The organism is Halomonas sp. 3H (genome assembly GCF_024206005.1).
Taxonomy (GTDB): domain Bacteria; phylum Pseudomonadota; class Gammaproteobacteria; order Pseudomonadales; family Halomonadaceae; genus Halomonas; species Halomonas campaniensis.
This window is the reverse complement of the sequence record NZ_CP100360.1, coordinates 1,664,437-1,685,791: the sequence shown is the minus strand read 5'-3', so window position 1 is coordinate 1,685,791 and position 21,355 is coordinate 1,664,437. Positions and strand designations below refer to the sequence as shown.

Below are 21,355 nucleotides of genomic sequence, written 5' to 3'. Positions count from 1 at the left end.
ATAAGCCTTGTCTACTGACAGTTGATCGCATGCTGCAGCGCCACGGCCGCGGCATGATTGAAATCCACAAGCGGCGAAGAGGCTCCTCGCTCTCTTGCCGGGGTAACATCGCTGGGCGCATTGGCATCCGTGAGCGCAATGCGCACGAAAGCGTTGATCACCAGCACGTCCCCTGGCGCATGCTTCGGTCGTGCGACCTCTTGAGGCTGCGGCTGAGTATTGACGTACACCCCCAGGCATCGCTCATAACCTCGCTGCTGCGCCCAATCTCTGAGTCGAGCCATCTTGTCCTGTGCCCTGTCGAGCAAGCGCTGACCATGACGCTGGTCCGTACGCCGTGCGTAGTGCTTGGCATCGACCGCCACAAGACAGCGTGCCCCTGAGGTGCCATCGACGGCGTAGCAGCGGTCGAACCACTCGAATATCCCCAGCGTCTCCATCGCTGCCAGTCGCTTCAGCTCGGCAAGCGGCGGATAGGCGGTCTGAGCCACCTCAATCCAGGCATCCAGAGCCAGCTCTCCCCAGATACCATCGAAGTCCGGCTGCAGCGTCGGGTGCAGGACACATGACTTCTCGTGCCAGCGAAGGGAGGGGCCTGCCTGCTCCGAAAGCCTTGCCTTGAGGTAATGCCCTGCGGATCCTGAAGGGGAGTCGACAAACGATCTGGGCAACTGATAGCGCAGCAGCCTACCCGGGTCGGGATAGCCATGAACCGCGGCAGGATGCTCGGCACCGGGGAGTCGGGTGACGACCTCCTGATACCCCCCGTGCGGTCCGTAACGAATCGGCAACTGCTTTCGTGAGTCCAGCGGCAGCCACATCATCGCCAGCACCTCGGCGGGCATACCCTGCGTCAGCAGGCGCTGCTCGTAAGCGTCTCGCGTCGAATCGAAGAGCAGATCAGGGCTGTGCCAGGCCTCCCAGCGCGCCACTATCGCCTGGGCGACCTCTTCGCTGACTATCGCTTTCGTCGCCTCATGGAAGGGCGACGGCGCGTGGTGTTGCTCATTGAGCCTGCGAATGGCTGCCAGCTGCTGGTTCTTCCAGCCCGGCACGTCGGGGGCATCACTGAAGGCCTCATCCCCTTCGCGGACACGGCGCCGGTATGACGCCAGCGCCGAGGGCGACGGCAGCTGGTAGAGCGAATGACGCTGCTGCCGTGCGAAGGTCATCAGCGTCATGCTGTTGAGCGATGCCGCATGCAGCCGATTCGCCAGGGAACACCCTTTATCGTCTCGTCCGTAGAGGATGGGGTCGGCGGCCAGGAGGTCTCGCACGATCTCTTCGCAGACCAGAACGCCCTGCTGCTGGGACGCCGAGGTTCGCTCACCGCGCCCGACCGCCTGGAAGGTGGTGCGCGCCAGATCGATCACATGCTGCTCGGCGAGAAAGCGGCCAAATGGCGGCAGATAGCTGTCGGGATGGAGCCGGATGTCCCGTGCCTGATAGCGCTGCGACGGAATATCCTCGACACGCCCCCAGCTCCCTTCATTGAGCCGCGCGGCGAGCTCAAGGCCGGTGAAGGCCAGATGGTGAGTAATCAGGTTGTTCGCCGAGAAGCGGCGCTGATTTCGATGCTCCCGGTCCGCTCGCTCGCGCTGACTCTCGGGTTTGGCGTCTTCGCCAGGTGGCCCGCTCAGCGGCTCAAACTTGGGCTTCGCCTCGGAGTAGAACGGCGACATCCCAAGCACGATGAGATCCACATCCCGCTGGTGACCGTCGCCAGCGTATCGGTCTACCTTGAGATTGATCCCCCTGGCAGCCGAGCCATAGGGCGTGACCACCACGATATGGCAGCCCAGGTCTCGCCTCAGCAGGTCAGTGGCGTCTTCGACCTGGGGTAGCTGCTCGGGGGAACGTCCCAAAAACTCTGCCAGCGCCCTGGTGGCCTCGCTATCAGACGCCGCCAGCGCACGCTGCAGCTGAGCATCGGTGCTGGCAGCACTACCACTCTGATAGCTCATCACCAATACCGGACGCCGCCCATGCCGCCGATGCCCCGGTTCGAGGCCGTAGAGGTGCTGCGGCACGATCGTTTTCAGCTCGGCCTGACGAGTCGGCAAGTCCTTAATAGACTGACGGAAGTGCTTGAGGCTCTGCACCAGCATCAGCGCCACCAGCGGGCTGCCAGCCTCCCGTGGCCCCGCTTGCACCGATGACAGCACGTCGCGCAGCGCTGATGACACCAGCATGCTCTCATCAACCGCCCCGGCCCCCAGGCTGAGCAGCGCGATCAGATCACCGATGCGGGTAAGCTCACGGCGCTTGTAGGGGCTCTGGGTATCAGCAGCCGCCAGTAGCGACCGCGTAAGCTCAGGCGTATTGCCCGAGGCGAACAATCCCGCTTGCTCGGGAATCTCCGCCACCTTGGGTGCCGGCCGCCCCGGATTGCCGTTAACGCCCTGCTGGCGCTGCTCCCTCGCCTGCCGGGCCAATGTCAGATCTTCATCCGACATCGGCACGTAGGCGACATGGGTAGAGCGGGACAGCATATCCAGACAGAACCCGCCCAGATGAGTAGCATCGAAGCCGCCGGTGGCACTGATCAGCACCAGCGAATGCGTCGGGCGCTCGACGACGTCTCGATCGTGACCAGTAGCGGCGGGGGCCATACTATCGCCCTCCGCCACGACCGGGTATCGAGGCAAGTTGTGGCAGTAGGCCTGCGGTGAGATCAGTCGCTCCAGGTGATGCTCTGCCGACCAGGCTCGATAACCTATGCTGGGAACCACCGAAACGCCGGGTTCACCAGGCAGGTAGCGGTCCTCGAAGTCGGGCACCCACTGCATGACCAGGTGTGGCGTACGAAACGCCAGGTCATCATCAATGGGCACAAGCGGGTCGATGGGCCGACGCGCCTGCATCAGCAAGCGTACTCGGACGTGGGACAGATCCCGCAGCAGGGCCGTCAATGGCGCCGAGGTCGTGGTATTGCCTGCTCGGTAGGCATTGCGCAGGATCGCAAACCTGTCGCTGGGGTCCGCAGGGTCATCGGTGCCCAGCTCGTGCACCAGCGCGGCGATGGTGAGCATCGTCTCGAACGCGTCCTCGAGACGAAAGGTCATGGCGCCGTCGTCAGGCTTGCCCAACGTCTCGAGGTAAGTGCTGCTGACCAGCTGCACATCGCTCAATGCGCCGCTGTCGCGGTGAGCCACCAGCCCGCTCAAGCGTTCGTCATCCAGGTTGATGAAGGCCCAGCTTCCACCGGTGAAGGCACCGGTGCTCCCGGCACTGGCGACGGTGGGGTCATCCAAATTGAGGTTGATCCAGGATGCTCCCTGGCACAGGGCCTGGAGCCGCTCATGGAACGCCTGCAGCATCTCTTCCGGCGCACCCTGAATGACAGGATGCTGCTCATACTGCAAGGCAAGCAGATGGAGCAGCCGAGAGCGCAGGGCCGCCTGCTGGCGGTGGTGTGCTGGATGCGTGGTGCCCAGCCGATGCGTCGCCCGAAAGCGGCGTAATGCCGAGGCAGCCTCAGGCGTCATGGGCGAGACAGCGCCTAGATCCGCCGGCGTCTTGAGCAGCCACTGCTGGTCGATACAGGGGTGCTCTGCCACCAGCGACTGGTAGCCCTGCATGATCGTCAAGAACTCCGACTGGGGCCGAAATAGCAACGGCATCTCATGCAGCAGCGTCTGCCCGACCTGAGTGGCACGTCCCTGATCCAGGATCAGGCCCCGCAGATAGATCCGACCGCCGCCCAACTTGGCAGGCTTGCCGATGATGTCCTTGACCGCATCAGCCTCGTCAATCAGGAAGAGGAAACGCGTCCGGTGTTCGTCGAGGCCGATGATCTCCGCCGCCTCCTCCTGTAAGCCATGAACGGCATCTTCCAGGTACCCGCTGTAACGACCGAAATCGCCACAACCCGCTCGTTGGAGACGACGGCGCCGCGGAAATGTCAGGTGGGTCATCAGCCGATCAGCCGTCATTGCTACCAGGCCAAGGGCCTGTGCGTGGTCACGCATGACGCGATACAGCGGAAACAGCTGGCGCTCCAGCAGCTGGAATGGCGCCACCAGGGCAGCCTCTCCCAGCACGCCTTCAAGGGTCGCGCCCTCTCGGCTAGCCTGGCTCAAGGTGCCGATCACGGCTCGCTGCAGCAGGCTATAGAGCTGCCCGTGGGCCTTCTTCAGCTGATCGACTGGCGCCTCGAGCGCGTCGTCATCAAATCCCTCCTGTCGCAGCCTGACGAGTTGCTCATGGCGGCGCCGGATCAGCTTCATGCACGTGGCAAGGGTATCTGAGCGGCCATCGCTCTCTTCAGTTTCTACTATTGTCTCGGAGACGTCATCGCTGGCATAGAGCTCGTCGTCTTGCTGTAGATGAGCGTCATTCAGAATCTGTTGCAATCTGTCCAGCAGCCCGGGGCTGGTTCGTTGCCGGTCCGCCTTCTTCTTCAGCCCGGCTTCCAACGCCCGCACGTCTTGGTAGAGACAGTGGGGTTGATCAGGGTCGGTGAGCTGGGTGCGCGAGGGAACCTTGACGCAAGGAATCCCCTGCGTCAGCAGTCTCTGCTGGGCGGCAGGCAGGGCTTGTGGGTCATGATGATGGTTGGTGATGTCGATGTGGGCATGCTGAGGGGCGACGTAAACAATCACGACTGACTCGCCCTTCTCTCTGGCCTCGATCAGCGTTTCGGCAGCAGTTTCCAGCGCCCAGTAGCTTTTTCCCGTACCTGTAGCGAGGTTCTGCTGCGCGATGACGGGGTGTGTCGCCTGGCGAGCAGCTTGGTGAAAGCGTTGATACAGGGTTTTTACTGGGCTGGCATCCTTGCACATTTCCATGTCTCAGCTGCACCCAAAGATACAGTTAGACTAGACGCCCACACAGTCCCGTCAAACCGGCGGCAATGTGTTTCTGGATGGGCGAGCAGGTCATCATCGGCAGGCGAACGCTCCGGCGGAACCGCCAGCTGCCCGCCAGCTGCTCCTCGTTTTTCAATAGGTTATACCATATCTCGCCTGCCGACTCGCCCCCCTCTCCCACTTTAGCCCAGCATCCTCAGCGAGCAACCAATACCACACACCACTGTAGTGGCATAATGAATCTAGCCACCTGATTCTGAGTGTGCGATCACCACCATAGACAGTCAGGTGTAAGCGTCCGATGAACACGCCCTCCTCGGAACTCTCTGGCCAATGACGAAGAGGCAGTAGATGCCCCGGGCCACACCTTCGAGCAAGCCCTGTTTACTGAATCGATTGATGCCTTCCTGCAGATTTTTTTGGCGCTCTTCTCAGAACAGGATCGCCAAGCCTTGTCGGGTATAGATGGATCAACCCGCCTTGTCGAACATTGCTAGCCGCTGCCGGGCTGTGCGCTGATGCATAAGTGGACACCTGGACTATGCATGCATAGTCCAGGTGTCCACTTGGATTTGGGCAACCCGCATTCACCCAGTCTGTGAAGAATCATAAAGTTAGCACATACAAGGATGGACACCCCTCCCCCCCAACCATAAAAACATCGCTGCACAACCTTAACTTACAGTTCATTTTCATAAAAAATAAAAAATTTAACTACGCATACCCACCTTCTTCTATGTGCTTTAAATATGAAACTAGATCTTGCACCCTGCCCTCATGCACCAATTCCTCTGGAGTTAGACCACCCAATGCGGCTATCGGGTAGTTCAGGTACCAGTCACAGGCTGATTCTCTGGATCCAGCCCATGGCACTATGCGGTCAATGATTTCTGGTGGGAAAAGATGGCACGCCGATTTTATTTTTTTTCGAGACATGTTTACACTCAAATCTTTATGCAGAAATTACAACAACCAAACATATATTAAAAATTCTCACAATTTAGGATAGGGCATTATACGTCAACTATCAGGCTATGATACCCCGTTAAAACATTGCGAGTACGCTTCTGAAGTCACGCCCGCATCTTCCTCCGTTAGCGACACCGGCGCGAAGTGCGCCGAATCGTCAGCCATGAGGTAGAGCATTGGCGCCTCGCCAGCCAGTCGCCACTTCCAGAGATTGAAGGAGCTGACGGGAATTCCCGACTGCCGACAGAAGGCTTGCTGGAAGAGTCTGCTACGGGACTGCTCATCGACCCTGGCCTGCCAGAACCTGATCCAAGGCGCCCAAGCTGCATGGCCGAGCCCTATGCCTACCTGAAGGATGTACTGGAACGGCTGCCGATGTCGACCCCGGAGGCCAACCAGCTCCACGCACCCCTGCCTCACAACTGGCAGCACAACGCCTGGTCACTGACAAGCGGTGTTGTCAGCTCGCTTACTAGCATTTGAGTATTTCAAGAAAATTGCCAGTATTTTCAGCTGCATAGCCCACCGCTCCGCGTGGCGTGGACTCCCGAAAATCGCTGCTTACCGGCAGCGGGTGGTTTGGTACCCCTTATCACTCCCACACGGTCATGTCAGACACCTGGGAGCCACCCCATGAACAACGCAGTACGCATCCGGCCGCTGCCGACGCACCCGCTCACCCTTCCGGCAATACAGGAGACGCGCGCCACCCAGGATATCCTGGGTCCGCAGGATTTTGGCAGCATGTCTGACGACCCTACACCCCAACTGCTCAGTCACCCGCCGGTGCTGATTGTGCATGCCGAGGGCGGTGAGGTCCTACTGAATCGCGATGCTGTCGTATCCCAATTGCAGTTGAATGGTGGCACGGGGACTCGGGAGCCCAATAGCCTCGTGGTTTACACCCTCAGGGCCGCTTCGCTGGACATGTCACTGCGTACCCTGCATTTCCTCTATGGTCAGCTGCAACCATTGCACTACCGAAAAAAAGACGCCAACAAGAATAGCCTGGCAGAGGTCGCCGCCAATACGCTGAAAACCGACCGAGCCCTCTATAGGGCCATCGCCCAGGACCTGTTCGGCAGAACATCCCTTGCACATCGGCACTACAAGATTCTATTTTCGGCCACCAACCTTGGCGATCGATCAATTCAAAGTTTAAAAAACACCACCGGGATTAAGTCCATAAGAAAAAAGAATAAGACCAAAGAAAGCGACACGTCTCCCCAAAATATCAACGGCCTGACGACAAACAGCACGGTTGAACATGAAAACACGAACATTGTGGCGCAAGGGGTTTCCGCCACATCTCCTCCAGCGCAGGAGGCAAGACCCAGCGATGATATCCATCCAAGCAGCACTCGATCGCCAACCATGAGCTCCCCATCCGACCCTAGTGAGGATCACCAATTTCACCTCGCACTCACCGAGGAGGATGCATGACGGATGAGATCCCATTTCCAACTGAGATCAGGGCGTGCTGGAAAGAGGCCCTAGACGCCCTTGATCTTGACCCTAGTGAAAAATGCACAGTCCTGGCCATCGTCTCCTATTCCCAGCCGCCTATGTATGTCGAGGCATTCGACGCAGCCTCCGCTATCTATGCCGCTGATCATGGCATCATGGTCAGCGCGACAAGCCTAGATGCTATTCGGAAATCAGCCGATATCAGCTCGGCACGCCCCGAACGACCCGGTAGAAATTATCCGGTTTATTTTGCCCTCACCCGTTCCGATAAATTGGGCAACCCTCAGTGTCATGCCAGCCAGTTCGCCAGGCATTTTCTCAGCAATATTTTTCATGAGACCGCACCCGGCAGCATGATCTCACGGGATCAATTCTACAAGCATGTCTTGGTTATTCGAGATGTGATGATGGCTATCATTGCATCGGGATGGCAGCCGGAGGACGCACAAGGAACTCGCGAGGAGACGCTGCTCGCCGCCTTGCATCTTGACGCCCTCTATGGGCTCATCGACAAACTTCTTGCGCGTAAAATCGAGACATTTCAGATGCTGCTCCGAGGCGAGGTTGAGCCGGGCGGAATCCAGCGACAACGAAAGGGGAGCGGTGGCGGCAGGCGTGGAAGTGGCGACGGGCGTGGAGGCGTCGCCAAACGGGATGAGTGGCACGCCGCACGCGTCACGGAGTTGGCCAAACAGTCGAGCCGGCCGCCGATGACACGCCGAAATGCCGTCCTACGGGATGTGTCGTCACATGACGCAACTGGCGACGCCACCTTGCGCGATATGGGCATGCGGGCACGCCCGGCGGTGGACGGCCATGGTACCAATGAAGCGACAAGCGAAACGATCATCTTGCAGCGCCAGACACCCTCGTTGCAGACACCGGCGGATGATCGCCGGCTGGTCAGAGGCTGGCTCGCCGGCGCACCGACAACCTCGCTCAAGTGCACCACTGATCTCGCCCGCCTCACCCAGGACCAGGTAGATCAGGTCATGTCGAGCCCCCTGACACCGGCCTGCCAACTGTTTGCCACACTATTGCTCAGTACCGGGCTGCCACCTGCCAGGCTGGCCCGCCTAACTGTGCAGGAAGCCGGCGACCTCGAGGCGCTCATTGCCGACGCCGATGATCGGCCATACTGGCTGCCCGAGCATCAGCTGCTTATCTACCGCCTGCTGGATGGACCTGTGCCACGCGAAACGTCGCCTGGCGCCACGTGGGTGATGTTAGCACTGCCGGCGTCGCTGGCCACGGTCCTGACGGGCCTCGAGGTGCCGTTTCCCAAGCGGCCGTTTCAGGGCGTGCGTGTTTCACTGAACCAGCAACTGCGCCGGGTGTTTGCCGATACCCCCGGCGTTACCCCTACCGCTCATCGGCTCAGTGCCAGCAGCTGGCTGTACTGCCGCCCCCATGCGCGGGACGACGTGGCGGCGGCCTCACTCTCCGGACAGTTCGGGCTCGGCCTTTCAGCACCCGCCGCCTACCGGCGTATTCCGCGAGCAGAGCACCAGGATATTTTCGAGCAGGCGCTTCGACGGCTCGGCTGGTCCGTCCCCGCGTCACCAACGCGACCGGCCACTCCCACTCTGATACTCCATCGCGACATGGCGATGGCAGGGTCAGGAGTCGCGCAACCGGCAAGCGCCTTCGCAGAGCTGTTTCAATGGTTACGCGACGCCATGCAGGACCCCAGCGCCGAGCTGGCGGCATGGTGGCCAGGGGAGCCGATACCGTTGACGGCCGTCACGACCCTTCATCAGCTGGTGTCCACTCATGAACTGCTCGCCTGGCATCTCGCCACAGGCGCACGCCCTATCGGTCCCAGCAGCCAACACTGCCTGACAGGCGAGCTGCAGTGGGTATGTGACAAGGCCTCCGGCCAGGGCCGTGAGTCGCGTGTCATTCCGCTGCTGACCACCGTCCACAACAGCCTACAGGCCTATCACCAGTGGACGCAGGCCATCCTCACCCGAGTGGCCGAGGGCCACATACGACTGGATGATCAGAGAACCGCGATATGCCAGACACCGCACTGGGTGACACCCTCGCGGCGAGGAAAGGCCATCACGCTACGTGATATGCACTGGGGAGATATGGCCGCGCTGCCTCCGCTGGCCGCCTGGCCACACAACGTGTGTCGCCACTCGACTGCCAGTTGGCTACGCGAGCATTGTCCCGATGCCGAGGTTGATCACCTCTTGGGCCACACGCGGCACGGCCGGATGCTCTCATCGCCTCGCACCGAGGCCACGCTCGGGCAGCAACATGGATTGCGCCGAGCCCTGACCGAGTGGCTGAGCCATTGCGGCTACCGCCCCCTCGACTGGAGACGCCTGCCATGGTGGTAAACAACGCAGACCAGATCGTCAGCCTGTGGAAAGCCGAGGGCAATCCGCTGGTGGACCCACGATCATTGCCTGACACGGAGTGGGTCCTGGCGGCCATTTTCGATGGACCACAGACACCGCCGCTATCCCTGGGCGGAGACGAGGCACGCCACCTCGTCAAGGGACTGATGGAGCATCGCCAAACTGCCGGGAGCCCCATCAGGCACGCCATAGCCAGAAAACGTGTTAACCGTATTCTGGCGCAGTTGAACACCCTGCCCGATTGCAGCGCAGTGCTCATCCCCGAACCGGTGCAGACACACCGCCCGACCGCCTTACCCACGTCTTCGCGCCTCTTTACGGCCGCCATGGCGATGAAGGAGCTGGATCGCAGCCTGCACAGCTGGTGCCGAGCAACGAACACGGGTGACGCCTGGTTGCTGGTGATGGCTATTCGCCTGATGACGCGACTCGGCATGAGCGAACGGGTCATGCTGGGAACTCTGTCTCAGCTGACCCTGCAGCATATCGATAAGCGGCATCGCTCGCTGGCCATCCCTTCCTCTCCGGATGCGTCTGGCCTGGATGACGGGCACTACCGGATTGCGCTTCCCGACTCCCTGTGGGTTCCCTTGCGGGCCATCATGACCCATGAGAAGAACCGTACCTCAGACGCCTGGCTATTCGCCTCTGATGACGAGGCGCTGACGCTGCCACTGCAACAGCGCCAACAACAACTTCGCAAACGCCTGACCTTGGCGGCTCGGCAGCTATTGAAGGACCCGCAGGTCACGTCGCGTCGCTCAACCTCGCATATCAAGCGCTGGCCGCAGTTAGCGCAATCCTGCCGCTATGTAGCGGTAATGCTTGGCACACCTCCGCTGTGGAGCACGTTACTGCACGACTACCCGCTGCCCACCTGCACCCCCACGCCCCTCCGGTTGGCACAGAACAATGCGCACCACTACTCACCAGGCAACCCAAGGGGACGCCTACCTGATCGCCAGAGTCGACATCGCCCTCCTCGCGCCCCCGAAGGCGAATCGAGGGTCGACTTCCCGTCGCCCCATGAGGCGCGAGCAGACACGACGCTGATTGCCGCCACGCCCCCCATCCCTGCTACGCGCCCGGCAGGGGTGCATCAGATCGACACCGACCACCTGCCGCTGGATTGGCGTCGACGGGTAAAAAATCTCCTACAGCAGTTCCTGTCAGAAACCGCGCGCCAGTCGAAAACGTCGGTCAAAGGCGATGAGCACGCCGAGGATATGCAAGCGCTATTGGTTTATTATGAAGGTAGGATCGACAAATTACTGGGGTTCAGCGGGCACTACCCTGGCTGGGTGCTGCATTTTTTGTATCACCAACTACGCACGGAAGGTAATAAGATCAGCTCGGCAAAAACGTACCTCTCACGCCTAACGCCTGTCACGCTACTTTTTCATGACGCCGTGCTAGACCTTAACGACTGGGACGATGAGGTCGTGCTGGAGCTGGAAATGGCAGCCAGAGAGGGCAGTCGCTGGTCGGCAGCGACGCTAGAATCGTTTCGGGGCTCAATGAGAGGATTTTTTCGATTCTGCCAACAGCATGGCCTGCTAGAAGAAATTACACTTCCAAAACGCACCAACAACCTCACACCCAGCGTACTTCGCACACGGATTATAACACCCGATCATATGTACACCGTCTGGGAAGAGCTCACCAACGGAATGCCCGACGGTTCTTCAAGTCAAATGATAGCGCTAGTGATAGCTCTGGGGTTCTACGCTGGCATGCGCGCCTCAGAAATCGAGTCCCTGACGCTCAATGACATCCAGATAGTCGCACCTGATGAGAGCGGAATAAGCCGCTGCTGGATCGATATACACGGTGGAAAGACGGCGGCATCCAGACGCCGTATCGCTTTGCATATCATGGCCCCGCCAGCGGTGACAATAGAGCTAGGAGGATGGATTGAGGTGCGCAAACAGTCATGCAGTGACACGGCATTGGCAGACATTGCGCTATTTGGCCCGCGGCATTCTCCGGATGCCTATAAGCGACGTCATCTCATCACGCTAGCGATTGAGGAGATGCGATACCGCCTTGGTGAAGACATCGATTTTCACGGTCTTCGCCATGCGGCCGTTTCGTGGACGCTAGTTCGCCTCCATGCGGCGCAGCATCCGGGATTTGCAGAGACGCTACAGCATCGGCATCACTGGATGTTCCAGCCGGAAATACTGCAAGAAACGCTACGCTATTTCTGCGGTGCCGAAGGGCGCGACACCCTAGCACGGGGCACCGTACTGCTGCATGTGGCCAAGTGGATCGGGCACCGTGACCCCGCAACACTATTGGAGAATTACGCCCATACGCTGGGGTTGATTCATGGGGACATCCTGGCCAAAAAGGGCTCTAAAAACCGTGGAGATCGACCTTTACTAAGCCAATAAAAAAGGGTTTTCTAATGATAATGACGGGCGCCAGAAATCAATAAACACGAGTGGCGGCGCATATACTGATCATCGCGGTTATGCTATAGCCGGATCAAGGCTACCGTCACGTTGCGCGTCTCGTTTGACTCATCGGTCACCTCGACGATAGCGCCTTCGTCCAGCATCAGGTAGCTCATGATTCGCACTGCCATGAGGCGGTCGACGATCGACTAGAACTCCAACAATAGGTAGACATAGGGCTAGTCGTCTCCCCAGTGCACCCGCCAGATGATGTCGTCTTCCCGGTCACGCAGCTCGTCAGTGACGTAGGAGCCGCTGACTTTTTCCAGGGTGGAGAAGTCGAGCTGACTGACCCAGGCCTCCTTGACGAAGCCAGTGAGCAGGTCCCTGACCATCTCGGGATAAGAGAACAGGAGCTTGTAGCTGTGGTCGTGATGGTTGGCCATGCGGGGCGCTGTGTCTCGGACGATGATTGCTCAGCCCTGCCGACCGGGTCTTTACACATCCAGCATCCGTTGCTACTGTATGGACGTCGAGCTAAATCGCTCGGCCGGGTTTGGCGACCCGAATCCAGAAAGGCGCATAAGCGCCGCTGCCATGGTAGGCGCTTTTTGTTTGCCTGCCGTGTCTATGGCGGTCGTGCGTGGGAGACTCTCGGGTCTGCCGGTGTCCTTTCTGGCCGGTTCGCCAACCTGCGTACGGCCGCCCCCATCCTGTTTGGCGACAGCGGGGTCGGCTCCAACAGAAAGGAGCCCTACCCATGGTCCACCCGACCGTATTTCCCCATCGCAGCAACCGCCGCGCGCGTGCTGCCGCTCATCGCGCCATGGCCATGGCTTCCCTGGCCTCCAACAGCAGCCTGCAAGTTCGTTACCGCCGCTACCACGCCCACATGCGCAAGGCCGAGGCCCTCTCGCGTGCCGCCGATGCTATCGCCCTGGAGGCAGTGCAGGAGGTGAGTGAATGAGCCCGCGCGTCGATCCTGGTAATACCCTGCCCGCACCGAAGTCTCGCCGACATGATCCGCTTTCGCGCATGATCGCCGAAGCGCTCGATCATCAACTGCTCTGCTTTGCAGAGACAGGCGATCCCTTCACCACTTACGAGATCCGTGACCAGCTGCTCAAGCGGTCAGAACTCGAAGGCATTGACCCGAATCTACTGCGTTTTCGGGTTCGCGATCGGCTCAGGACCCTGGAGAAGCATGGTCTGGTGGTACGGATCGGGGTGCGCGGAAAGAACCGTGGTCTGTACCGCATGCAACTGGACTCCACTGCAGAAACGTCGGAGACAACGACGCCACCACCCTCATCAGCGCCGTCCTCCCAGACCGACTCATCGAAGACATCCGCCAGGCCACTGCTCGAACACCTGGAGCAGGAACGCCGCTACCTGCAGACGGCCATGCAGGCGCTCATCAACGAAGCAGAACACTACCAGCACCTGATCGCATCATTCCCTGATGAGCGGTCGCAGATCGCCCCGCTACTGGAGGCGGCCATCGAGCACAGTGGCCGCCTGCAGGGCCAGTGGGATGCCAACCTTAAGGTTCGGCAGCGGCTGGCACACGGCGGTGGGTCCGGGATGTCAGCCGGTCAGGAGGAACGCTCATGATTCTGCCACCCGCGTCACGCGATGCGCAGCGCCCTTCTCTGCCGCCGCTGCGCCCCTGGCAGTCGGCTTGCCTGCAGAAGGCACTGACAACATTGTCGCGAGCGCATCCGCACTTTCTGTGTCAGGCCACGCCCGGCGCCGGCAAGATGCGCGTGGCGGCCGAACTCGCCCGGGCACTGATCAGGCGCGGCGATATCGACTATGTCCTCTATTGCGGCCCCACTCGGGCCGTGGTTCAGGCCGCCATCGAGACGCTGCAGACCGTCACCGGACACCCCATGCACGGTCAGATGGGCGCCGCCGGTGCCGGGATGACCTACCAGGCCCTCCCGGGACGGCTGGATGCCCTGAGGCGCCTGGGCCAGCGGCATCGCGTGCTGCTGGTCTGGGACGAGAGCCACCACGCAGCCGGAACTCTGGGCGGAGAGGGCCCGAATCAGTGGGGCAGCACGCTGATGGCCCTGGAACGCCATGTCACCTACACCCTGGCGCTGTCAGGCACGCCGTGGCGAACCGACGGGAGCTGCATGCCGCTACTGCGGTATCTGGAGGTCGTCGATGATGACAAGGGAGCCGCGGCGAGGCTGGATGTACCGGAGGGGGCGATAGCTGGCAGTGCGGCCCTGGAAACGTCGGGATCGCAGATCCTGCAACCGGACTTTGTTTACACCCTGCAAGAGGCCATCCGGGATGGCGTGTGCCGCTACCCGCATGTACAGCTCGTGGACAATCGAGCCATCGAACTCAGCAGCTTTCATCCACGCACCGGCCGCCAGGAGACCCACCGCTACGTCAGTATCCCGCAGCTGCTGCGCCATCCCGCCATCGACTACGGCAGCCTGGTCCGGCTGGATGCCCCTATGCAGCGCCTGCTGGCTCTCGGCACCCAACAGTTGAACACCCTCCGCCATCAGGACCCGAGCGCCGCTGGACTGGTCATTGCCGCCGATATCGAGCATGCCGAGGCGGTGACACAACAACTGGAGGCAGACGGTCATGAAGTGTGCCTGGTTACCAGCCGCGACCCTCTCGCTCACGCCCGTCTGAACGCATTTCGATATGCATCAACGCCTTGGATCGTCGCAGTGGGCATGGTCGCTGAGGGCGTCGACATTCCGCGCCTGCGCGTTGGTTGTTACCTGAGCCATATCCGCACCGAGCAACATCTCCGACAAGTGCTAGGCCGAATTATCCGCCGGCAGGGGGAGCGAGACAGTGACTGCTTTTTCTATGCGTTGAACGACACGCGCCTCGCACAAATGGCACGCCGCCTCAGCGACGACCTCCCCCAGGACCTGGCCACCGTTTCAATGAGCAGCGAGACAACGCCCCCCACCGGTGGGCACGGTGCACCGCCACCGGACGACTCCCCTCCTACGCCTCACGCACCGGATCTGTCTGACGCACCGGCGGAGAGCCCGTCCGACACAGCCTCGGCCGGCAGTAGCGTCTCGGTCACCATGGGCACCTCCAGCTCGGAGGCCACGATCAGTGTGGCGCCCGACGTGGCATTTTCCGAGTCGTTCTTCGAGCGCCTGATCGCCCTGCGGCTGACACCCTGAGGGAGGAGTCGACGATGAAACGTAGTCCATCGCGTCAATCGCTGACTCGGCGTCGGCAAAGCCCCTATGACCAGGGCGCCATGACAGCACCCGTCGAAGGGCTGTCTCGGGAGGCTCGGCGACTGCTCTCGGAAAGCGTCTCGCCCAACACCGTGCGCGGTATGCGCTCGGACCTGAAGGTCTACCAGAAGGCAGGCGGCGTGCTACCAGCCACCGACGTTGATATCGCAAATTTTCTCTCGGCACAGAACAAACTGGGCAAGAAGCCGGCCACCATCGAGCGCTACGCCAACTCACTGCACATGTGGCACCGCTATCACAATCTGCCCTCGCCGGTGAAATCGATGGCAGTGCGCAGCGTGATTCGCGGCATCAAGAAGTCGCGAGATACTCGCCAGGCCTCGGCGCCGGCGCTGCGGCTCGCGGAGCTGCATCGACTGCTGGACGTGGTCGATCGTGACACCCTGCATGGTCTGCGCGACAGCGCTCTGTTTCTGCTCAGTTTCTACGGAGCGTTTCGGCGCAGCGAGGTGGTGGTGATCGCCTGCGAGGACCTGGAGTGGCGGCCGGAGGGGGTGATCGTCACCCTGCACTACAGCAAGATGAACCGCTCCGGACGCATCGAGACCAAGAGCATCATGCGGGCCCCACCCGGCACGCGCTACTGTCCCGTGGGCATGCTGGAGCGATGGCTGGCGGTGTCCGGCATACAGAAAGGCGCGATATTTCGGGGCGTGACCCTCGGTGGGCGACTGGGCGCCGGGCGGATGACAGCCAACACCTTGGCGGTGCGCATGAAAAAGGGGCTGGCGGCGGCGGGGCTGCTCGAGGAAAGCTACTCACCGCACAGCTTCCGGGCGGGATTTATCACCGAGGCGCACCTGCGCGGCAAGAGCGACGTGCAGATCAAGCGGGTCAGCGGCCATCGGGACCAGCGCACCTTCGAGCGCTATATTCGCATTGCGGATGCGTTCGAGAACCACGGAGGCGATTTTTTCGGCCTGTGAGCGCCCGAACGGCGTTCACCAGCCATCACATCGGCGTATCGGCGGGCAGGGCATCTTCCCTGCTCGCCCTCTGGGCCAGCTCTGCCCCGCCGCTCGCGGCGCCCGGCATGTCATGAACGCCCGTAGGGAGGGGAGGAGGTCAAGTGCAGTTACTGGGCTTGGTCGGCCAAGGCCTGCATCACAGCCTCGCTAGAGATGGTCTTGCCTGGCTCCTCTCCCCATAGCATGCCGATCGGCACCGCGAAGCATCTTGGTACCTGCAGCCTGAGGCAGTGGCGGCCGGTGTAGATCAGCATACCGCCACGGAAGCTTTTGCCGGCCTGGTCAGCAAGCCGGGCTAGGCCAGCGGCGTCCTTGGCCTGGACGCTGGCGGAGCGCTTGACCTCCACCCCCCACAGGTCCTGGCCTCGCTCGATGACCAGGTCGACCTCCACCTGATCCTTGTCTCGGTAGTGAGAAAAGCGCAACTCCGGTTCTACCCAGGAAGCCTGAGCGATCAACTGCTCGACCACATGGCTTTCCAACAGGGAGCCGAAGCGTTCTGCCTCAGTCAGCCATTGCTCCGGTGCAAGGCGCCCCAGTGCTGCGGTAAGACCAGTATCGACCAGGTGTAGCTTGGGGCTCTTGATCAGCCGTTTGGCATGATTGCGATGCCAGGCAGGGAGCTGCTGAATCAGGAAAAGGCGTTCCAGGATACCAAGGTACTTGGTGATGGTGGCGCGTTCCATCCCCAGCTCCTTACTCAAATTACTGACATTGAGCAGACTGGCCGTGCGATAGGCTAACAACTCTATCAGTCGAAGCATCCCGTCTTCGTCCTGAATGGCCGCGATATCGCGCACATCGCGCTGCACGATGGCGTTGAGGTACTGGCGATACCACTGGCGAGCCCGCCGAGGCGGCCGTCGGTTGGGCTCGGGATAGCCGCCCTGACAGAGCACCTCTGCCGCGGGAGAGAGAGGCACGGTATCCGGCACCATCCTGGGCCTCAGCGTCCCCTCCACCAGCATGCCGAGAAGAGCCGAGTCACTGACTCGCTTTTCCTGCTCGGTCAATGGATGCAGGTAGATAACTTCCATGCGGCCAGCCAGGGAGTCCTGTGCATTGGGCAGCAACAACAGGTTGGCAGAGCCTGTCAGCAGGAAGCGGCCTGGTTGGCGATCACGGTCAACCACAGCCTTGATCGCCAACAGCAGCTCCGGCGCCCGCTGCACCTCGTCAAGAATAACGCGTGCAGGCAGGCTCTCGACGAAGCCGAGCGGATCCTCTTTCGCCGCTGCGAGCAGCGCTGGGTCATCAAGGTTTAGATAGCTACGCTCGGGGTCGATGCGCTGGGCGAGAGTCGTCTTGCCTACCTGTCGCGGCCCCAGCAGGCACACCACTGGCGTGTCGGCGAGAGACTCGAGCACTCGGTCGCGAATTTGCCGGGGAAGATAAGGAAAGGCCATGTCGTGGCTCATACTCTGTCCGATTGAGCAGCACTTTATCGTCTAATTGCAACCTTGTCTATCGTCTACCTGCTTTCTTAGCTATCGTACAGATGATTTATAAATCTTCGTCCAATTGATTTATCAATCGCCGTCCAAATGCTTCATGAGATATCGCATGAACCCATCACAACGCCATGCAGGGAGCCTGGAGACAAGCCGCGCCTCCTCGCTCACGCCCGTCTGAACGCCCTTCGCCACCGAAGGTGTTGATATTCCGCGCCTACAAATGAGCTGCTGCGTGACAGTTCCCCACCCTGAGCGCTGACGCGCCACGGGTGAGGCTTACCACTTCTCAGGCAGCTGCTGGCGATACGCCGGACTTCCGCAAGCCTCCATGGGCAGAGACGGACAGCCCTGCTGCCTTGAAATCGATGATGCCCTACTCTTCCCTGTTCGCCGTCCAGGCTGGCCTGCCCCGCCGCTCGCGACGGCCGGCATGCTATCCTCAGCCCAACACTCAGCGCCAATCGCCATGCCACTGCCCCATGCTGCTCGCCGACAGGAGGTTGCCTTGTCCGCCACCGGGAAGAAACGCTTGCCCATCGGGATCCAGACCTTCTCCGAGATCATCGAGGGAGGCTACTACTACGTCGACAAGACCCCGGTGATCGAGCGCCTGGTCCAGCAGAACAAGTACTACTTCCTTTCGCGTCCCCGGCGCTTCGGCAAGAGCTTGCTGCTCGACACCCTGCGCTGCCTGTTCGAGGGGCGCCAGGCGCTCTTCGAGGGGCTCTACCTCCATGACCGCTGGGACTGGGAGCAGACTCACCCAGTGGTTAGGCTGAGCTTCGGCAGCGGCGTCATGCGCAACCGTGAGGAGCTAGACGAGCGTATTCGCCACCAGCTGCGCAAGAGCCGCGAGTACCTTGACCTGCCGACAACCCCCAAGGCGGACGTTCCCGGCGAGTTCTCTGACCTGCTGGAGCTGGCGCACCAGACAACCGGCCGGCCGGTCGTGTTGCTGATCGACGAGTACGACAAGCCGATCCTCGATAACATCCTTGAGCCCGAGCGGGCCCGCGAATTGCGTGAAGGGCTGAAGAACCTCTACAGCGTGATCAAGGACGCCGACCCGCATTTACACCTAGTACTGATCACCGGCGTCTCCAAGTTCAGCAAGGTCAGCCTGTTCTCGGGGTTGAACAACCTCAATGATATTACTCTGGATACTCCCTTCAGCACCATCTGCGGTTATACCGACGACGACATCGATAAGGTATTTGCCCCAGAGCTGCTGGGGCTTCAGCGTGACGAGATCCGCCGCTGGTACAACGGCTATCGGTGGGGTGGACAGGAGGTTGCCTCTGTCTACAACCCCTTTGACGTGCTACTGCTCCTCCAGAAGCGAGAATTCGGCCCCTATTGGTTCGAGAGCGCCACGCCGACATTTCTGGTGGACATCCTCAGGCAGCGTGGGGTCTTTACACCTCAGCTGGATCAGTGGGAGACGGAGTACGAACTTCTCAGCCAGTTCGATGTTGATGACATCAGTACCGACGCCCTGCTCTTTCAGACCGGGTATCTGACCATCCAGAACGTCGAGGAGCCCATGCTGGGCTATCGTCAATACACACTTGGCTTTCCTAACCGAGAGGTAGAGACGAGCCTGAACCACGCCCTCCTTCCTTCCCTGGGGGTCGAGAATGGTCCCAGCCAGCGCCGCAGCCTGTTCAAGCATTTACAGAAGCACAACTTGGCAGGCCTGGAGGCCCACCTCAAGGCCCTCTATGCCGGCCTGCCCCACGACTGGTACCGAAAGAACCACCACAACCCAAAAGCGCAGTATGAAGGCCACTCTTTCTCACAGGTCTACGCCAGCGTCTTCTACAGCCACTTCGCCGCCCTGGGTCTCGATATCACCGTGGAAGACGCCAGTCATCACGGCCGGGTCGACATGACCGTGGCGGCCTTCGGCCACCTCTACCTGTTCGAGTTCAAGGTGGTGGAACAGCTGCCCGAGGGAAAGGCGCTGGAGCAGATCAAGGCCCGCGGCTATGCCGACAAGTACCGAGCCGCCGGCAGGCCGCTTCACCTGATCGGGGTGGAGTTCTCCCGGGAGCAGCGACAGATCGTGGCCTTCGATATCGAGACGGAGAGCGCACCATGACAACGACAGCCGATCAGCTTGAAGCAATATTTGCCTATCGCGTTTTCGATCTCCGCGATCGCTTTCCCGAGCCCGTGGCAACATTTCGCGAGGCGCTGGCATGCCTGCAGAGCGAACGCGCCTACCTGCCAGAGCTCAGCGGCGATATCGTCGCCTATGTGCGCGGCGGCTACGCCATCACGGTTCCTGCCGCCTTCTACTTGCGACGACAGGGCAACCAGGTTGCTCTGGTAGACCCCGAGGAAAACGATCGCGTCGAAGCAGACGTGGCCGCGTGGTTGCGCAGGGCGCTGAGCGAACATGCAGCGCTTCTGGCGCAGCCACGCTTTGCGGCACAACGCCCCTACTCGCTCGACGAGCTGTTGGCCCAATGCGACCCGAGCGCTGCCGACTCCGAGGAGCTACGCCAGTGGCGGGCCATGCCGGATGTTGGTCGCGAAGAATGGTAGACAATTCTTCGCTGCCGTATGCCCTAGCCGCTTGCTCTTCAAGGGCCCGACTCGCTCTCAGTCCAGAAAGGCGGTGATACCTTCCTCGTCGATCGCCTCGTATACCGCGCCCAAGGCAGCCTGATCGGTCGCGAAGCGGTCGTCCCATACATGCGAAGTGCCAGTCTCATTGACCACTTCCAGCACCCAGTCGACCTCATCCTCCAGTCGGTAAATATCAACCTGCAAGGAGTGCCCATCTCGCGTGATGGATTGGCTCAGAGGGCTTTGAATCAGTTCGGGTTCGATGCTCATTTTAGTGCCTCTCGGTGGTCGTAAGGCGAACTGCGCCTGATAACGTGAGTCTGTCCTTGCGCAGCGTCCCGGCCCCGTCTTCACGAGTCGTTCACTGGCGGTTCTTGTCGATTTCGCCCTGCAGCACCTGCATTAGCTCCTCGATGCTGTGAATACCCTGGGCCTTGAGCGAGGCTTCCATGTCGAGGGGCTGCGCCCGGGCCGGGCGCGGCGTGCGGGACGCGCTGCAGAGGCGCCGAAAACCGGCCTGAAAAGGCTCGAGCATGTCGGCGATCTCCTCCTCGTCCAGCGCTTCGGGGTCGAATTCGCCATCCAGCGCCTCCAGCAGCTCCTGGCCATAGGGGTCTTTCTCGCCGGCCGCCGCCGCCTTCAAGGCCGCATAGCCAGCCGCGCCGCCGATATCCTCGGGGGGACAAGCCATAGCGCCATCGATCAGTCGCGGGCAGGGGTTGGTCTCTTTGAGCCCTGTCGCCTCGATCACGATGCGATGCTGCCAGCCGTCGCCAAAGTCGTAGAGGTAGTGGAAGGCGCCACCCTTGGCGCGAGCCGCCAGCGCCTTCAGCTTGGCATTGCGCGCCAGGGCGATGGACCGGTCGCTCCATTCGTCCGGCTCGCCGTAGTAGCGACCGTTGCACTCGAACTCATAGAGGTGGCAGTCTCCCCAGCCCATCACATCCTGGATAAGCTCGTGGAAACGGTGCAGATTGATCTGCTCAGGCACCACCACCCGGCGCCAGACCAGCGGGTCGGTGTCGAGCAGTTCGATACGCAGTCGAATATCGGGCACAAGTATTCTCCATCCGGGTATTTCGTGGCA

Annotated in this window: 14 protein-coding genes; 9 read left to right on the top strand and 5 right to left on the bottom strand. The window is 60.9% G+C overall.

What is annotated here, in order from left to right:
• Positions 1-11 precede the first annotated feature (11 nt).
• Positions 12-4,790 carry a hypothetical protein gene (locus NFC98_RS07860; RefSeq protein WP_254277527.1) on the bottom strand — a complete coding sequence of 1,593 codons (4,779 nt, stop codon included), beginning with the start codon at positions 4,788-4,790 and terminating at the stop codon, positions 12-14.
• A gap of 1,623 nt (positions 4,791-6,413) precedes the next feature.
• Here NFC98_RS07860 and NFC98_RS07855 point away from each other — a divergent pair.
• The 3 genes from NFC98_RS07855 to NFC98_RS07845 are packed head-to-tail and all read left to right on the top strand — an operon-like array spanning position 6,414 to position 12,012.
• Positions 6,414-7,223: a hypothetical protein gene (locus NFC98_RS07855; protein WP_254277526.1), complete on the top strand. Its 810-nt coding sequence runs from the start codon at positions 6,414-6,416 to the stop codon at positions 7,221-7,223.
• Entirely contained in the window at positions 7,220-9,595 is a 2,376-nt protein-coding gene (locus NFC98_RS07850) for a hypothetical protein (RefSeq protein ID WP_254277525.1), read from the top strand. Before NFC98_RS07855 ends, NFC98_RS07850 begins: the two co-directional genes overlap by 4 nt.
• Entirely contained in the window at positions 9,586-12,012 is a 2,427-nt protein-coding gene (locus NFC98_RS07845; RefSeq protein ID WP_254277524.1) for a hypothetical protein, read from the top strand. The genes NFC98_RS07850 and NFC98_RS07845 overlap by 10 nt, the downstream gene beginning before the upstream one ends.
• 242 nt (positions 12,013-12,254) lie before the next feature.
• Here the strand turns inward: NFC98_RS07845 and NFC98_RS07840 are convergent, their stop codons facing one another.
• A complete protein-coding gene (locus NFC98_RS07840; protein WP_254277523.1) occupies positions 12,255-12,461 on the bottom strand; it encodes an Rpn family recombination-promoting nuclease/putative transposase in 207 nt (68 codons plus the stop codon).
• 314 nt (positions 12,462-12,775) lie between these two features.
• Between NFC98_RS07840 and NFC98_RS07835 the strand changes: the two genes are divergently transcribed.
• The 4 genes from NFC98_RS07835 to NFC98_RS07820 are packed head-to-tail and all read left to right on the top strand — an operon-like array spanning position 12,776 to position 16,198.
• Positions 12,776-12,982, top strand: coding sequence for a hypothetical protein (locus NFC98_RS07835; protein ID WP_254277522.1), 207 nt, complete (start codon positions 12,776-12,778; stop codon positions 12,980-12,982).
• On the top strand, positions 12,979-13,629 hold the full coding sequence (locus tag NFC98_RS07830; protein ID WP_254277521.1) for a hypothetical protein: 651 nt from the start codon (positions 12,979-12,981) through the stop codon (positions 13,627-13,629). The genes NFC98_RS07835 and NFC98_RS07830 overlap by 4 nt, the downstream gene beginning before the upstream one ends.
• Entirely contained in the window at positions 13,626-15,191 is a 1,566-nt protein-coding gene (locus tag NFC98_RS07825; protein WP_254277520.1) for a DEAD/DEAH box helicase, read from the top strand. Before NFC98_RS07830 ends, NFC98_RS07825 begins: the two co-directional genes overlap by 4 nt.
• 14 nt (positions 15,192-15,205) lie before the next feature.
• Complete coding sequence (locus NFC98_RS07820; protein WP_254277519.1) at positions 15,206-16,198, top strand: site-specific integrase; 993 nt, start codon at positions 15,206-15,208, stop codon at positions 16,196-16,198.
• 149 nt (positions 16,199-16,347) lie between these two features.
• On the opposite strand, the gene NFC98_RS07815 is transcribed toward NFC98_RS07820, so the two are convergent.
• On the bottom strand, positions 16,348-17,658 hold the full coding sequence (locus NFC98_RS07815) for an ATP-binding protein (protein ID WP_254277518.1): 1,311 nt from the start codon (positions 17,656-17,658) through the stop codon (positions 16,348-16,350).
• Positions 17,659-18,199: 541 nt separating this feature from the next.
• Here NFC98_RS07815 and NFC98_RS07810 point away from each other — a divergent pair.
• Positions 18,200-19,795, top strand: a complete 1,596-nt coding sequence (locus tag NFC98_RS07810) for an ATP-binding protein (RefSeq protein ID WP_254277517.1) — start codon at positions 18,200-18,202, stop codon at positions 19,793-19,795.
• Complete coding sequence (locus NFC98_RS07805; RefSeq protein ID WP_254277516.1) at positions 19,792-20,244, top strand: hypothetical protein; 453 nt, start codon at positions 19,792-19,794, stop codon at positions 20,242-20,244. The genes NFC98_RS07810 and NFC98_RS07805 overlap by 4 nt, the downstream gene beginning before the upstream one ends.
• Before the next feature lie 57 nt (positions 20,245-20,301).
• Here the strand turns inward: NFC98_RS07805 and NFC98_RS07800 are convergent, their stop codons facing one another.
• Positions 20,302-20,538, bottom strand: coding sequence for a hypothetical protein (locus tag NFC98_RS07800; RefSeq protein ID WP_254277515.1), 237 nt, complete (start codon positions 20,536-20,538; stop codon positions 20,302-20,304).
• Positions 20,539-20,629: 91 nt separating this feature from the next.
• On the bottom strand, positions 20,630-21,325 hold the full coding sequence (locus tag NFC98_RS07795) for a plasmid pRiA4b ORF-3 family protein (RefSeq protein WP_254277514.1): 696 nt from the start codon (positions 21,323-21,325) through the stop codon (positions 20,630-20,632).
• Between the last annotated feature and the right edge of the window lie 30 nt (positions 21,326-21,355).